Genomic DNA, 16,223 nt, shown 5'->3' on the forward strand with positions numbered 1-16,223 from the left:
AGAGATATGGGGATTTCATTTACAGTACTGTCCAGCGGTTCTACCGGGAATGTGACAGTGGTGCGTAACGGCGAGACCACACTTATGATCGACGCGGGTCTGAGCGCGAAGCGGATTGACGAGCTGCTGGCCATGCGCGAACTGACGGGAGCGGAGCTGGACGGAATTCTTGTGACCCACGAGCATTCGGATCATATTAAGGGGCTGGGCGCGATGGCCCGCAAGTATAATCTTCCGATCTATGCGAATTCGAACACCTGGGGAGCGATTGAGAAGGGGATTGGCAAGATTGAGGAGCATAACCGGGTCATTATGGAGACCGGGCAGCACCGGGATTTCGGCAGTATGCGGGTGGAATCCTTCGCCATCTCCCACGATGCCGCAGAGCCGGTAGCTTACAATTTCTATGACGGCAAGGAGAAGCTGTGTGTTGCGACAGACCTCGGGTATGTCAGCGACAAGGTGAGAACGGCCATATCGGATGCCGATGTACTGGTGCTGGAGTCGAATCATGATATCGAAATGCTGCGGATGGGGCGTTATCCCTGGAATACGAAGCGGCGGATTCTCGGCGATCTGGGGCATCTGTCCAATGAGGCGGCAGGCGCAGCGCTCAGCGAGATTCTGAGCGGGCGGACCAAGCGCGCCTATCTGGCACATCTGAGCAGAGACCATAATATGATGGATCTGGCGAAGATGTCCGTGCGCGGGGCGATGGAGGACCGGGGCTGCTTTTACAAAGACAGTGAGTTCAGGCTCTGCGACACCTACTATGACCGGCCTACGCCATGGGATAAGGTGAGCCAGTCATAAGACGGTCAACCTCGGTAATCTTGTGCTCCAGCTCCTGACGGGAGAATAGCCCTTTATCAATTAACAGCTCAATCATTGCATGCTGGACAAGAATCAGCTGATAATGTTCATCCTTAAGGTCCCCCAGCTTGCCAATGAATTGCACCAGATCTTTACTTGTTGAAAAAGACTCCATAGTTCGGCCCTCCTTGTGAAATGGATAGTATTGAAGCTGTGAATAATTTACATTTATTTAACATAGAAAACATGTGGGCAGCGCGGCTGCCTGTGATACAATCATATAGAGCGTTCTAATCCTATTGTAGTCTTTTAAGTTGCAAAATATTCCGGATACAAGCTGTTAAACTTTTTAGTAGCTTATTAGAATAATAGACATCCCTTGCGCTTAGAACCCACTGGAATGTGGTGAATAAATCAAGTGAAACCTTTTAGTACTTCGTGAAGTCTAAGAGATATAGCGGTTAAGCTCGGGCGTGGTTGCTTGGCGTTCAGGTCGTGAATGCGGTGGCAATAGAGGGGAGAGAGTGTAACATGGGATTATTTGATGATGATTTCTATTCAACCAAGGTGTCACGGCGCAAAAGCGGCAAATCTAAATCAACCGGCGGATATGCTGACGGCAAGTGGGCTGTCCGCAAATCGAAGCGGTCGCTGGCAACCTGGCAGATCTCGCTGATCAGCTCTGTCTGCAGTGCTGTAGCGGCTGTGCTGCTGTTCAGTCTGGTAACGGGACAGTTCGCCGCTGAGAGAGCCCAGGCTCCGGTGGTTATTGATAAGGTGGCTGCGAGCAGCGCAGATCCGTATGACCGGATTATTCAGGCTGCTGCACATATCCGCCCTGCGGTAGTGAGCATCATTAATCATAAACAAGACAATAAGGAACTTAATATTCTCGATGAATCTGCGCTAGGCTCGGGAGTTATCTATAAAAAGGATGACAATAAGGCATTTATCATCACGAATAATCATGTCATTGAGGGTGCCGGCAAGCTGGAAGTGGTTACAGTAGACGGCGTGACACACAAGGCGGAGCTGGTAGGTGCCGACAAGGTGAGCGATATTGCTGTGCTCTCCATTGACGGCAAGGGAATCGACCGGATTGCTGAGATCGGGGATTCTTCCAAGCTGCGTCTGGGTGAGACTGTCATTGCCATCGGCAACCCGCTGGGGCTTGGAGATACACTGACTTCCGGCATTGTCAGCTACACAGAGCGGACGATACCGGTGTCACTGAACCAGGACGGCGTGTACGATTGGGAGCAGGAAGTGATCCAGACGGATGCGGCCATTAACGAGGGCAACAGCGGGGGCGCACTAGTGGATCTGGACGGCAAGGTGATTGGGATCAATACGATGAAGATCTCTGATACGGGGGTAGAGGGACTGGGCTTTGCGATTCCCTCCAATCATGTGGTGGATACAGCCAATGAGCTTACCTCCAAAGGCCGGATAGCCCGGTCATACCTGGGCGTCTATTCAGTGGATCTGAATAATCCTTATGTACCGCTGGCCGATGACCAGCGTAAGGAGCTCAATCTTCCGTCGCTAGTAACCGATGGGGTTGTGGTTCTGGATGCTGTGGGACCGGCGAAGGAAGCGGGTCTGCAGCTTAACGATGTGATTACCAAGTTCAACGATAAGCCGATTACCTCCACGCTGTCGCTGCGCAAATATCTGTACGATCATACCAAGATCGGTGATAAGCTGAAGATTACCTTCTACCGCAATGGTGAAGTGAAGCAGACCACAGTCCAGCTTCTTGAGAAGCCAGAGGAATAAAATTGGAAATGGCCGTATATAATAATGAGGCAGTCACGATTACGGAAACAGTTCAAGCCGTCCTTTTCAGGAAAAAAAGAAGAGGGCGGGGCTGTTTCAAGAATAAATAAATGGGGTAATTGGTAGCAATGGGTATAAATATTACAATTTATTATGACTGGTAGCCCTTACATTGGGAAGTAGTCCTTATAAGGGAAAAAACGGAGGAATTAGGATAGAACAGCTTGCCTTTGTTATTAAGGTGTGGTAACATGAAATTGTTCTTACATTGATACCTTATTCTCGCATTGAAAAGGGCTGTCAACCAAAGCTACAACCTTTCTCAATGTGTGAATTTTTTCTTTGTCTGAAGATAAAAAGAACATATTAATTTAAATTTGTGGAGGTAACACACATGCAAACAGGTACAGTTAAATGGTTCAACGCAGAAAAAGGATTCGGTTTCATCGAAGTTGAAGGCGGAAGCGACGTATTCGTTCACTTCAGCGCAATCACTGGCGACGGCTTCAAAACTTTGGACGAAGGCCAACGCGTTGAATTCAACGTTGTTCAAGGCAACCGCGGACCACAAGCCGAAAACGTTGTAAAACTGTAATTAATAGAAGGTACCGTCCCCGCTTGTGAAAGTTGGGACGGTCTTTTTTTATCATCACTTGCTTGCAACATAAAGGAAGGGAGGAACGGCAATGAACTACCGGAAAAAGCCTTTGGAGGAAGTACCGGAAGAAAATACCGCAATTTGGGCCTGTACCAATGAGGATTGCAATGGATGGATGAGGGATAATTTCGCATTTGAACATGCGCCTTCCTGCCGTCTCTGTCATTCCCCAATGGTTCGTAGCATGAAGATGCTGCCGCAATTGCTTAATTCAAATGGCGATCTCAAATCGCTTAAGAAAGGTATTTCCATTACCTAGACCAATACCTTTATGAGTCAAGACAACTATATATGCAGGACACCTTCAAGACGGTGAAACCGTCTTATTTTTTTTGCTTTTAAATGCAAAATTGTGATATTTGTCACAAATTTATTGTTTTTTATGCCTAAACGGGGCGTATAATGTGATAATTATCACACTTTGAGTGATGGGAATTTGACAAAATAGACATAACGAAATGGGGAGAAGGAAGGGGAGAAATATGGATACAGTACTGCTGTCGCGTATACAATTTGCGTCGACGACAATTTTTCATTATTTCTTTGTGCCAGTATCGATCGGACTTGCGCTCATAATTGCCATTATGGAGACCATGTACGTAAGAAAGGGCAATGAAGAGTACAAAAGAATGGCGCAATTCTGGGGGAAGCTATTCCTGATTAACTTCGCAGTAGGTGTAGTAACAGGGATCTTGCAGGAGTTCCAGTTCGGGATGAACTGGTCGGATTATTCGCGCTTCGTCGGTGATGTGTTCGGGGCTCCGCTTGCGATTGAAGCCTTGTTGGCCTTCTTCCTGGAGTCCACGTTCATCGGAATCTGGATCTTCGGCTGGGATAAGGTATCCAAGCGGATTCATCTGTTATCCATCTGGCTGGTCGCCTTCGGAACGATGCTGTCGGCATTCTGGATTCTGCTGGCTAACTCGTTCATGCAGCATCCGGTCGGCTTCCAGATTAACAATGGCCGTGCTGAGATGAACGACATCTTCGCACTGATTACAAACGGCCAGCTGCTGGTGGAATTTCCGCATACAGTCCTTGCCGCTTACGCTACAGGCGCCTTCCTGGTAACAGGGATCAGTGCATACAAATTGCTTAAGAAGCAGGACGTTGCCTTTTTCCGAAAATCATTCGAGATTGCAGCCATTGTAGGGGTTATCTCTTCCTTCGGCGTTGCGGTTGCAGGACATGCACAGGCTCAATATCTGGTAGAGACACAGCCAATGAAGATGGCCGCATCCGAAGCGCTGTGGGGCGAGAGCGGCGACCCGGCACCTTGGACGGTGTTTGCCAATATCGATGTGAAGAACCAGACCAACAGCAATGAAGTTCAGGTTCCGTATCTGCTGAGCTTCCTGTCCTACAGTAAATTCTCCGGTGAAGTGAAGGGGATGCTGGAGCTGCAGCAGGAGTATGAAGTGGCCTATGGGCCAGGAGATTATATTCCACCGGTCAAAACAACCTTCTGGAGCTTCCGGATCATGGTGGCTGCAGGCTCGCTGATGATACTGTTTGGGGTATACGCGATCTACCTCATGTGGCGTAAAAAGATGGACAGACCCAATACCTGGTTCATGCGCTTCATGTTCTGGGGACTGCTGCTTCCGCCGATTGCCAACACGGCCGGCTGGATTATGACAGAGATCGGGCGTCAGCCATGGACTGTATTCGGACTTATGACTACAGAAGACAGTGTATCACCTAATATTACCAGCGGACAGGTGCTGTTCTCGGTGATTTCTTTTACCGCGATCTATGCCATATTGGGTGCAGTGCTAGTCGGCCTGTTCGTCAAAGTGATCAAAAAAGGTCCTTATGCTATGGATAACGAACACGGTGAATCCCACGATCCGTATAACAAGGAGGGCTAACCCATGTCACTTAATGAATTATGGTTTCTGCTGATTGCGGTGCTGTTCGTCGGGTTCTTCTTCCTGGAAGGCTTCGACTTCGGTGTAGGGATGGAGACGCAGATTCTGGCCAAGAATGATACGGAGCGACGGATACTGATCAATTCGATCGGGCCGTTCTGGGATGCGAATGAGGTATGGCTGATTACGGGTGCCGGTGCCATGTTCGCGGCCTTCCCGCATTGGTATGCTACGCTGTTCAGCGGCTTCTATATTCCGTTTGTATTTGCTCTGCTGGCGTTAATCGCCCGTGGTGTCGCCTTCGAATTCAGAGGCAAGCGCGATTCCAAGGCGTGGCAGAAAACCTGGGATGTCTGCATCTTCTTCGGAAGCTTCCTGCCGCCGTTCCTGCTCGCCGTGGTATTCGCCAGCTTCATCAAGGGCTTGCCGATCGACAAGGATATGCAGATGTATGCCGGATTCTTCGATATCGTCAATGCGTATACGGTGGTTGCAGGGATTACGGTTGTCCTGCTGTGTCTGGTGCACGGGCTGATGTTCACTACGCTCCGCACGCTTGGAGATCTGCAGGAACGGGCGCGTAAGCTGGCCCAGAAGCTGCTGATTCCACTGGCGGCGCTCTTGGTAGCCTTCGTTGTGATGACATATACTATGACGGATATCTTCGATAAACGCGGAACGCTGCTGTGGATTGTAGTCGTTCTCGCTGTAGCTGCTTATCTGCTGGCCGGATATTTCATGACTAAGAAGAAGGATGGCTATGCCTTCGGGATGACTGGTGCTGTGATGGCGCTGTCTGTTGCATCGATCTTCATCGGACTGTTCCCGCGGGTTATGATCAGCTCGCTGGATCAGGCGTTCAACCTGACGATTACGAATGCGGCCTCCGGCCAATATTCGCTGAAGGTGATGACGATTGTAGCGCTGACCCTGCTGCCGTTCGTGCTGGGCTATCAAATCTGGAGTTATTTCATCTTCCACAAACGGGTTCATGAGAAGGAGCATCTTGAATACTAATGGATAAAAATTTGCTTGGGTACAAAGGAGTTAAGCCTGTCTTTCTGCTGGTTGGCTTCCTGACCCTGGTGCAAAGCTTCTCCATTCTTCTGCTGGCGAAGTCGCTGGCAGAAGCTGTCTCTGCGCTGTTTGCGGGAGAACCGCTGAAGGAACAAGGGGCTAGAGCGCTCTTGTTCCTTCTTGCGTTTCTTGTGCGTCATGCCTGCGCTATGCTGATGAGCCGGGCGGCGTATCGCTTCGCGGAAGCAACCGGCAGCAGCATGCGGAGACAGATGATGGATAAGCTGTTCCAGCTGGGACCACGGCTGGCTGGCGACCGGGGAACCGGAAATATGGTCACATTAGTGCTTGAAGGAGTAACGAAGTTCCGCACATACCTGGAGCTGATTATTCCGCGGATGGTCGGTATGGCGGTAACACCCGCTCTGCTGCTTATCTATGTATTCACCCTGGATACGTCCAGCGGTGTTATTCTTACCTTAACGATGCCGATCATTATTGTATTCATGATCCTGATCGGGATGACGGCCCGCAAGCAGATGGACCGTCAGCTGAAGTCCTACCGTACCTTATCGAATCACTTCGTGGATTCGCTGCGCGGTCTGGAGACGCTGAAATATCTTGGACGCAGCCGCAGCCACAGTGAGAGTATTGCTAAGGTCAGTGACCGCTACCGTTCAGCAACCATGCGTACGCTGCGAGTCGCCTTCCTGTCATCGTTCGCACTGGACTTCTTCACCATGCTGTCTGTCGCTTCGGTAGCGGTAAGTCTCGGTCTGCGTCTGGTTAATGAGCAGATGACGCTGGTTACCGGACTGACGATCCTGATTCTCGCGCCGGAATATTTCCTGCCGGTGCGGCTGGTGGGTGCAGATTTCCATGCCACACTGGACGGCAAGGAAGCCGGAGAAGCGATGAAGAGCATCATTGACCGTGAGACGGTCCAGGCGAAGCTGCTGGAGCCGGGTGGGCAGGGAGCGGTGAAGGGCGATGGAGGAGAGCTGCCGGGAGGCGTTTTCACGTGGAACAATGATAGTGAACTTCGGCTTCATGCGGTGGGCGTACAATATGAAGCTGACGGTGTATCCTCGCTCGAAGGGGTGAATCTCGACTTCAGGGGATATGCCAGAATCGGTATTATCGGGGAGAGCGGGGCAGGCAAGTCTACGCTTGTAGATATTCTGGGCGGCTTCCTTCATCCAACCTCCGGAAGCCTTACGATCAATGGAAGCCTGGTCAGTGCGCTGACCGATGAGGGGTGGCGGAAGCAGACGGCTTATATTCCGCAGCGCCCGTATATCTTCAGCGGCACTCTGGCTGATAATGTCCGGTTCTATTATCCTGAGGCTTCGCAGGAAGCGGTAGCTGCCGCGCTGGAGTCGGCAGGTTTATCGAAGCTGGTGTCCTCGCTGCCGGAGGGATTGAACGAAATGATCGGCGGCGGCGGCCGTTCGCTCAGCGGCGGACAGGAGCAGCGAGTGGCTCTGGCCCGCGCGCTGCTGAGCAGCCGCCCCATCATGCTGCTGGATGAGCCGACGGCCCATCTGGACATTGAGACGGAATATGAGCTGAAGGAGACGATGCTGCCCCTGTTCGAAGGCAAGCTGGTATTCCTGGCTACACACCGCCTGCATTGGATGATCGACATGGATCTGATTGTCGTTATGCAGCAGGGACGGGTGGCTGAAATAGGCACACACGACGAGCTGACTGCGCGGAGGGGTGCTTATTATGAGCTTATTCAAAGTCAATTGGAGGGAATCCATTGAAACGTGAAGGATGGTTTGCTCCCTATTACTCTGCCTACTTCTGGCGGTTCGTGTTAATTATCTTGCTGGGCGCGTTGACGATCTTCTCAGCGTCTTCGCTGATGTACACCTCCGGCTTCCTGATCTCGAAGGCCTCGATTCCGCCGGAAAATATACTGATGATCTATGTCCCTATTGTTGGTGTGCGTACCTTCGGGACCAGCCGGGCTGTCATCCACTATGTGGAACGGCTGGTGGGACATGACACGATTCTGCGCATTCTGTCGAAGATGCGGGTCCGGCTGTACCATATGCTGGAGCCGCAGGCACTGTTCTTATCCACGCGCTTCCGTACCGGGGATATTCTCGGTATGCTTGCCGATGATATCGAATATTTACAGAATGTGTATCTGCGTACGGTCTTTCCGAGCATTATCGCGCTATTGATCTATGCAGCGGCAATGATTGCGCTCGGGACGTTCGATGTGGCCTTTGCTCTGCTTATGGGACTCTATATGCTGGTGCTGGTAGTCGTATTACCGCTGATCTCCCTCTTGTTGACCCAGAAGCGTCAGCGTCAGGTGAAGCAGGAGCGGAACCGGCTGTATCAAAAGCTGACCGATGCTGTGCTGGGCTTAAGTGACTGGGTCATCAGCGGGCGGCAGAGCCAATTCGTCGATACGTACGAAGCGGACGAGCAGGCGGTTGCCCGCATAGACGGTTCGCTGCGGCGCTGGGCACGGCTGCGTATGTTCATCGGGCAGGCGGTTGTCGGCTTGGCCGTGTTGTCTTTGTTATACTGGGCGGCTGGACAGTATGCTGAAGGGGCGATTGCCGGAACGCTGATTGCGGCGTTCGTGCTGGTGGTCTTCCCGGTGGCAGATGCCTTCCTGCCCGTGTCCGAGGCTGTGGAGAAAATTCCGCAATACCGGAATTCACTGGAGCGGCTGGAGGGCGTGAAAGCCGCAGCGGGAGATACCCCGCTTAGCGCGGGAACTGCTGCTGGGAGTGCCGGAGCGGAAGCTCAGGCTGCCGCTGCGCTGCAGGCGGCTAAGGCCGGCGGACAGGTTCAGATTGAACTGAAGTCGGCGGGCTACCGCTATGCGGCAGGTGAGGACTTCTCTGTTCAGCAATTGGACCTTGCGCTGCCGCAGGGGCGGAAGGTTGCAGTGATCGGCCGCAGCGGAGCGGGTAAATCGACACTGCTCAAGCTGGTGCAGGGCGTGATTGCGCCCACCATCGGCTCCGTGACGATTAACGGTATCGATGCTGCGGCTTACGGTGAGCGGATTCCGCAGCTCATCGCGGTGCTGAACCAGAGCCCGCATCTGTTCGACACCACGGTGGCGAACAATATCCGGCTCGGGGACCCGGGGGCTTCGGAGGCAGCGGTCCAGCAGGCGGCAGCCCTGGCGAAGCTGGATACGCTGTTTTCTTCGCTGCCGGAGGGCTATGACACTCCGGTACGCGAGGCGGGGCAGCGCTTCTCCGGCGGAGAGCGCCAGCGGATGGCCTTGGCCCGTATTCTGCTGCAGAATACGCCGGTGGTTGTGCTGGATGAGCCAACCGTTGGCCTCGACCCGCGCACGGAGCGCGAGCTGCTGGCCACGATGTTCGAGGCAATGGCCGGCAAGACGCTGATCTGGGTCACGCATCATCTGGTGGGCGCCGAGCAGATGGACGAGGTCATCTTCATGGAGAACGGCCAAGTGGAGATGCGCGGCACCCATGCCGAGCTGATGGAGCGGGAATCCCGCTACCGCAGGCTATATGAGCTGGACCGGCCGGGTCAATATCTGAATGGGGCAGATGGTGTGTAGAGGCTAGGATTAGAGCAGAGATAAGTGTGTGAGTACAACGGAAAAGCTCTTCCTGTCCCGCTGGGGGCAGGAAGAGCTTTTTTTGCACGTGGGCCCAATGTAATCGAAAAACCGACCACATTGGGCGAGTGCTGGGTGTTCGGGCGGGATGTAATCGGAAAACCGATCACATTGGGCGAAGTGCTGGGTGGTTCGGGCGGGATGTAATCGAAAAACCGATCACATTGGGCGAGTGCTGGGGTGTGCGGGCGGGATGTAATCGGAAAACCGATCACATTGGGCGAAGTGCTGGGTGTTCGGGCGGGATATAATCGGAAAACCGATCACATTGGGCGAGTGCTGGGTGGTTCGGGCGGGATGTAATCGGAAAACCGATCACATTGGGCGAAAGTGCTGGGTGCTAGGGCCGGGTGTAATCGGAAAAAGGTGCCTGGCTGTGGATGAGACAAGTTCAGGAATTAAGGTATACTGAAATGGATGATCCTTACAGGATCAATTAGAACGGGGTGGAAGCATGTGATAACGGAGGGCTCCTGCGATTATAAATAAGGAGAGATTAATCAATGGAATCAACAACATGCGAATTAACATGGAATCTGGACCGGATCTATCCCTCGTTCGAGTCGGAGGGATTTCAGCAGGACCGCAGGCAGGTGGAGAGCCTTGCCGGGGAGCTGAATACATGGTCGGCCTCGCAGCCCGTTAGCGGGCAGGCTCCTGCAGAACTGATGGAAGAGTTCCTTAAACAATATAATGCGTATCAACAGCTATATTTGCGTCTGTTCAGCTACGCGGAGCTGCGATTCAGTGCGGACAGCCAGTGTGAGGAAGCCGTCAATCTGATGGACGAGCTGGAAGAAGTGACCAGCGGGGCGGGGGAAGCTCTGGTCCGCTTCAGCAAATGGCTGGCAGGGGTAAGCGCGGATGAATTGGAGCGGAGTCTCCGTTTCAGCGCTTATCTGGAGCAGCATAGCTTCTATCTGCGCGGATTACAGGGGAAATCGCAGCATATGCTCAGCGCAGAAGGCGAAGCGGTGATTGCCCGGATGCAGAACACCGGCTCCAAAGCGTGGGAGCGGCTGTACATGCAGACGCTGTCTACACTGCGGACCGATCTGGAGCTGGCCGGAGTGACCCGCAGTGTGACACTGGCGGAGCTGCGGAATCTGGTCTACGACCCCGATCCTGCGGTACGGCGGGCGGCGGCTGAAGCAGAGCATGAGGCTTGCCGCAGCGTAGCGGAGCAGAGTGCCGCCTGTATCAATGCTGTCTCCGGTGAGGCGGCAGCCATCTATGAGCTGAGGGGCTATGCTTCCCCGCTGCATAAGGTGCTGGAAGCAGCGCGGATGGATGAGGAGACGCTGGAGGTGATGCTTCAGGCCATCCGGGAGAGCCTGCCGGTCTTCCGGGAGTATTATGCCGAGAAGGCTGGGCGGCTGGGGCATTCGGGGGGACAGCTGCCGTTCTGGGATGTTTTTGCGCCCATTGGCACGGAGTCTTCAATCCGCGTCACCTATGCTGAGGCCCAGGCGATGATTATCAAGGGGTTCAGCAGATTCAGCCCCGAGCTGGGCGGGTTCGCCCGCAAGGTGTTCGGGGAGCGCTGGATTGATGCCGAGCCGCGCAGCGGGAAAGGCAATTTCGGGATGTGTGTCGATATCGTCCCGATTGGAGAGAGCCGGATCATAACAAGCTTCCACGGTCAATATATAGATGTGAGTGTGCTGGCTCACGAGATTGGGCATGCATACCATAGCAGCCGCCTCGCGGGACATACGATGGTCAACATGGATTATCCGGTGCCGATTGCGGAGACGGCGTCGATTTTTTGCGAGAGTCTGATTCATGTTGAACTCCTGAACTCGCTGCCTGCGGAGGAAGCGGATGCGATCCTGGAACGTAGTCTCTCGGATGCGGGGTATTATATTGTCGATTTCTATGCCAGGTACTGCTTCGAGAGCGCGCTCTATGCCCGCCGGTTATCCGGTCCCCTCCCATTAGAGGAACTGAACGCACTGATGCTGGAGTCGATGGCTGCCGCTTACGGGGATAGTGTGCTGCCCGGGTCCATTCACCCTTACCAGTGGATTAGCAAGGCCGGGTATTATATGGCAGGCAATGAGTTCCTGAACTTCCCGTATTCCTTCGGGCTGCTGTTCTCCAAGGGGCTGTATGCCCAGTACCAAAAGCAGGGGCAGGCATTCGTGAGCCGTTATGAACAGTTCCTCTCAGCGACCAGTACCCGGAGCATCGCAGACGCTGCGAAGCTGATGGATATTGATGTGCATTCCCTGGATTTCTGGCAGGAGGCGCTCGGATTCATTGCCGGGGATGTCCGGAAGTTTGCGGGGCGGGAATAAGAGTGTATTTTGCGCTGCGTGAGGTTCCTTTTTGCAGGGAAGTGTGGTAGAACAGTAGTATAAGTCTACGCCGCAGCGGCACAGAAAGGGATGCTTGATTGAATGTATGTAGTCTGTAAGGAACACGTAGAGCTGGCCATCGACAAATTTGTGGACGAGTACGAGGATGCACCAGATGTAGTCGATCTGAAGGAGACGGAGTTCTCGGACTGGGACCCGCCGGCGAAATGTGCGGAATGTGAACGAAATGCGGAATATCTGGTCGTCTGAGGACGGCTGGAATAAGAAACACCCTGTAGCCGTGAAGGCTGCAGGGTGTTTTGGCGTGCGGGCGTATGCGCGAATGGTGCAGTTGCGGATCTAGCAGTCTGCGGCTTTCGCCATCTCGGACAGCGGTCCGCGCCCACTCCCCCGCAGGTAGATGAAGGCGGAGCCAATCGCCACGATTGCCGCAACCGACAAGCCCCAGTAGATGTTGGAGTAAGCGGCTTGAAGCGGCAGACCGCGCTGCCATTCCAGAGCGCTGGCGGCCATCGCTACGCTGAAGGCACCGCTGAAGAACTGCAGCAGCTGGAAAAGCCCCATCCCGGAGCCGATCTGCGAAGCAGGCAGGATACGCGAGATTTCATTCGACACACTGCTCGACAGTACAGTGAAGGACAGGCTCATAATCATATAGACGAGCATAACGGCGATCCAGGATTGTCCGGCGAATAGGGCGAACAATACGGTGGCGGCCAGAACTAGCAGTGGTGCGAAGCGCAGAATTCCGGTGTTGCCGTAGCGGTCAATCATCCGTCCGACCAGGCGGGAGACGAAGATGGCCAGCAGTGAGCCCGGGAAGATGACAAGCCCGGCATGGCTGGCGCTGAAGCCGAAGCGGTGAGTCAGAATCTGCGGCAGCAGGAACAGGGTAGCGAAGCTGCACAGGTAGGAGGCAACCCCGATCAGCGCCAGTACCAGATATGGCCGGTTGCTGAACAGCGCTGGCAGCACGAATGGATCAGGGGTCGTGCGGATACGCCCTACAAATAAGGCAATCGCGGCGATGCCGGCGATCAGCGCGATCCACAGTCCGCTGGTCAGGAACAGGAGCAGACCGGTGGTACCCACGCCGAGGAAGATCCCGCCCAGAACGTCGAATGAGCCGCGAGCCGGAACTTCCTTGGGCAGCAGGATCAGGAACAGTGGCACCAGCAGCAGAATGGCTGCAGTGACTGCGAACAGCCAGGTCCAGCCGAGGTATTCCACAATGGAGCCGCCGGCTACCGGACCCAGACCCAGTCCCAGGGAGACGGCCGACATAATCGTCGCCATGGCTTTGCCGCGCCGGGCCTGCGGAATGTAGCGGGTGAACAGGACAAGGGACAGCGACATCACGGCGCCTGCCCCCGAGGCTTGCAGAATACGCACAATCAGCAGGAAAATGAAGCTGGTGCTGAAGAATCCGGCCACAGCAGCAAGCCCTAAGGTGAGCAGCCCGATAACCAGCAGCCGGCGGATCGGCAGGAAGTCCGAGAGCCGGCTGTATGTGATGGAGGCAATAGAGAACATGATGGAATACCCGGTTACAATCCAGGAGGCGGACGCTGCGGTGATGCCGAAGGTCTCGGTTACATCAGGCAGGGCCAGATTGAACATCGCTGTGTTCATAATAACGAGGACGACAGCAACGCTGAATAGCAGAGTTAACAGTCCTTCCCGTGGAAGAGCCGCTTGCGGAGCAGCCATTGAATGCTCTTGATCGCCCTCAGAAGCAGGTGATGAGGTCATGAGAAAGCCACTCCTTCATTCTTTTATTGTATTGTTCGATTACTTACGAACTATTGAAATATAGCATGCGCTAATGTAAAATGCAATTAGGAAATCATCGTGAAAAGAAGTGCTATTATATCCTTTGAAGGAGTCTTATTCATGAAGCAGCTCCATCATCCGGACCGCAAGGACATTCAGCTCGCCTCGGTGCTCTATGCGCTTAGCGACCCGATCCGTCTATATGTAGTGTCGGAGATCTGTAACCACGGCCCGCAGTCCTGCAACAGCTTCAAGGTGCCGATTGCCAAGTCCACGCTGACCCACCATGCCCGGACGCTGCGCGAAGCGGGAGTCATTCATACCCGGGTGCAGGGTACCCAGCGTATTCTGTCCCTGCGGACGGAAGATCTCGACGAGCGGTTCCCCGGGCTGCTGGATTCCGTATTGCAGGCTTACGTCAGACCCGGGCCGGATGAGGGATTCGGGGAGCCGGAAGAGGAAGGGCAAGAGCAGGGATAAACAATCATATACCGTATGACATCATCGCCACTCCAGATTCTGGGGTGGTTTTTTGAAAATATAAGAATGTATATGTTTCACGCTATACATTATCCTTCTATTTCTCGCCGAAACGGTACCGTCCTTTAAAAGGACGGCAAAGCCGTTTCCACTTGTATGTACAGAGCATACAACCGTTACCATTGACAGAATTGTGACGGGTGCAGTAATATTTTAAATTGTAATGATAATCATTCTCGATTAGAAAAGAGGAAGTCAACGCTATGTTCGCATCTAAAGGTAAGAGGCTGCTGCAAGGCCTGCTCGTATTATTGGTTATATCCATGGTCGCTGCAGGCTGTTCATCGAATACTACGGAGAAATCATCGGCTGCCGGAGGCGCGCAAGCTACGAAGACTATTACAATGGCGTGGCCCCGGGATATTGGACCGATGAATCCGCATTTATATAATCCGTCCCAGCTGTTAGCCCAGTCTATGATCTATGAGCCGCTTGTCAGTTATCAGGACGGGAAGCTTGTTCCGGCTCTGGCCGAATCCTGGACGCTGTCGCAGGATGGCAAAGTATACACGTTCAAGATCCGCAGCAACGTCAAGTTCTCGGACGGAACGGCTTTTACCGCACAGCTGGTGAAGAAGAATATGGATGCGGTCTTACATAATAAGAAGCTGCACACGTGGCTGGGCATGATTCCGCTGATTGAGAAGACAGAGGCGCTGGATGACACTACGTTCCGGCTCACGCTGACAGAGTCGTATTATCCGGCACTGTACGATCTTGCGGTGGTGCGGCCGGTACGCTTCCTTGGCGAGGCGGGCTTCCCCGAGGATGGCGATACGTCCAAGGGTATTCGTAGCCCGATTGGAACCGGACCTTGGGTGTTAAGCGAGTATAAGAAGGATGAATCGGCAACCTTTACCCCGAATCCTTACTATTGGGGCGAGAAGCCGAAGGTGGACAAGGTGGTGGTGAAGGTGATCCCGGATGCGGAGACCCGTGTGCTGTCTTTTGAAAAAGGGGATCTGGACCTGATCTACGGCGAAGGTCTCATCAGCTATGATGCCTACAAGGAGCTTGAGAGCACCGGAAAGTACGTCACTAAGCTGTCTGAGCCGATCGCAACCCGCAATCTGGTGCTGAATACCATGAACCCGAAGCTGGCTGATCTTAAGGTCCGTCAGGCACTTAGCATGGGCTTCAACAAGCAAGCGATGGTCGAAGGGGTGACGCTGGGGCTGGAGGAGAAGGCGGATAATATTCTGCCCCCGAATCTGCCTTATGCCGATATCAAGGTGAGCCCGGTGAAATATGATGTGGAGCAGGCGAATGCGCTGCTGGATGAAGCGGGCTGGAAGCTGCCTTCGGGATCAAGCGTGCGGGAGAAGGATGGACAGGCGCTGGAGCTGGAGCTGATGTATGACAAGGCCGATCTGACGATGAAGTCCATGGCGGAGACTCTGCAAGCTGAATGGGCGGGGATCGGTGTGAATCTGAGAATCACCGGCGTCGAGCTGACCGTCTACATCCAGCGCAGAAAGGCCAATGAGTTCGATATGAATTTCTATTCGACGTTTGGTGCGCCGTATGACCCGCATTCCTTCATGACTGCCGTGGTACAGCCGGGCTACGGGGTCTCGGATACTCTGGCGGCCTTGCCGATGAAGGCTGAGATTGACCAGAAGATTAAGGAAGGTATGGCTACCACAGATGACAAAGCTCGTACCGGGCTGTTCGGCTCTGTGCTCACTACGCTGCAGGAGCAGTCTTCGATCCTTCCAATCTCCTACATCAAGCAGATGGCGGTGTACCGGGACAATGTGACCGAATTCAAGTTCCCGTCCAACCGGGATGAATATCCTCTTCATGGCACCAAGAAGAAGTAG

Annotated in this window: 14 protein-coding genes; 12 read left to right on the forward strand and 2 right to left on the reverse strand. The window is 53.7% G+C overall.

The genetic code is table 11. The annotated features are described in order from the left end of the window. Positions 1–6 precede the first annotated feature (6 nt). A complete protein-coding gene (locus MHH78_RS02655; RefSeq protein ID WP_036699804.1) occupies positions 7–813 on the forward strand; it encodes an MBL fold metallo-hydrolase in 807 nt (268 codons plus the stop codon). Here MHH78_RS02655 and MHH78_RS02660 read toward each other — a convergent pair. Continuing rightward, entirely contained in the window at positions 782–988 is a 207-nt protein-coding gene (locus MHH78_RS02660) for a hypothetical protein (RefSeq protein WP_209879260.1), read from the reverse strand. The genes MHH78_RS02655 and MHH78_RS02660 overlap by 32 nt on opposite strands. Before the next feature lie 356 nt (positions 989–1,344). Here MHH78_RS02660 and MHH78_RS02665 point away from each other — a divergent pair, with 356 nt between their 5' ends. The 9 genes from MHH78_RS02665 (at position 1,345) to MHH78_RS02705 (ending at position 12,336) form a co-directional block, all read left to right on the forward strand. Further along, the gene (locus tag MHH78_RS02665) at positions 1,345–2,592 is read left to right on the forward strand and encodes a S1C family serine protease (protein WP_036728019.1); all 1,248 of its coding nucleotides are present in this window, start codon (positions 1,345–1,347) and stop codon (positions 2,590–2,592) included. A 394-nt stretch (positions 2,593–2,986) separates the two neighbouring features. Beyond that, the gene (locus MHH78_RS02670; protein WP_019914582.1) at positions 2,987–3,187 is read left to right on the forward strand and encodes a cold-shock protein; all 201 of its coding nucleotides are present in this window, start codon (positions 2,987–2,989) and stop codon (positions 3,185–3,187) included. Between the two features lie 91 nt (positions 3,188–3,278). Beyond that, positions 3,279–3,509 (forward strand): cold-shock protein, encoded by a 231-nt coding sequence (locus tag MHH78_RS02675; RefSeq protein WP_036699797.1) that lies wholly within the window; start codon positions 3,279–3,281, stop codon positions 3,507–3,509. A 223-nt stretch (positions 3,510–3,732) separates the two neighbouring features. Beyond that, positions 3,733–5,121 (forward strand): cytochrome ubiquinol oxidase subunit I, encoded by a 1,389-nt coding sequence (locus tag MHH78_RS02680; RefSeq protein WP_209879254.1) that lies wholly within the window; start codon positions 3,733–3,735, stop codon positions 5,119–5,121. 3 nt (positions 5,122–5,124) lie between these two features. After that, positions 5,125–6,138 (forward strand): cytochrome d ubiquinol oxidase subunit II, encoded by a 1,014-nt coding sequence (gene cydB / locus MHH78_RS02685; RefSeq protein ID WP_036728016.1) that lies wholly within the window; start codon positions 5,125–5,127, stop codon positions 6,136–6,138. Further along, on the forward strand, positions 6,138–7,907 hold the full coding sequence (gene cydD, locus MHH78_RS02690; RefSeq protein ID WP_340956948.1) for a thiol reductant ABC exporter subunit CydD: 1,770 nt from the start codon (positions 6,138–6,140) through the stop codon (positions 7,905–7,907). The genes cydB and cydD overlap by 1 nt, the downstream gene beginning before the upstream one ends. After that, entirely contained in the window at positions 7,904–9,706 is a 1,803-nt protein-coding gene (cydC, locus tag MHH78_RS02695) for a thiol reductant ABC exporter subunit CydC (RefSeq protein WP_341166490.1), read from the forward strand. Before cydD ends, cydC begins: the two co-directional genes overlap by 4 nt. Positions 9,707–10,269: 563 nt before the next feature. Then, positions 10,270–12,066 (forward strand): M3 family oligoendopeptidase, encoded by a 1,797-nt coding sequence (locus MHH78_RS02700; protein WP_341166491.1) that lies wholly within the window; start codon positions 10,270–10,272, stop codon positions 12,064–12,066. A gap of 102 nt (positions 12,067–12,168) precedes the next feature. Next, positions 12,169–12,336, forward strand: coding sequence for a CxxH/CxxC protein (locus MHH78_RS02705; protein ID WP_063829067.1), 168 nt, complete (start codon positions 12,169–12,171; stop codon positions 12,334–12,336). Between the two features lie 90 nt (positions 12,337–12,426). Here the strand turns inward: MHH78_RS02705 and MHH78_RS02710 are convergent, their stop codons facing one another. Further along, positions 12,427–13,839, reverse strand: a complete 1,413-nt coding sequence (locus MHH78_RS02710; RefSeq protein ID WP_341166492.1) for an MFS transporter — start codon at positions 13,837–13,839, stop codon at positions 12,427–12,429. Positions 13,840–13,980: 141 nt separating this feature from the next. Here MHH78_RS02710 and MHH78_RS02715 point away from each other — a divergent pair, with 141 nt between their 5' ends. Then, positions 13,981–14,340, forward strand: a complete 360-nt coding sequence (locus tag MHH78_RS02715) for an ArsR/SmtB family transcription factor (protein WP_036728009.1) — start codon at positions 13,981–13,983, stop codon at positions 14,338–14,340. Positions 14,341–14,603: 263 nt separating this feature from the next. Beyond that, positions 14,604–16,223, forward strand: a complete 1,620-nt coding sequence (nikA, locus tag MHH78_RS02720; protein ID WP_341166493.1) for a nickel ABC transporter substrate-binding protein — start codon at positions 14,604–14,606, stop codon at positions 16,221–16,223.

The sequence above is a fragment of the Paenibacillus sp. FSL H3-0333 genome, assembly GCF_038002805.1.
Classification (GTDB): domain Bacteria; phylum Bacillota; class Bacilli; order Paenibacillales; family Paenibacillaceae; genus Paenibacillus_AQ; species Paenibacillus_AQ silagei.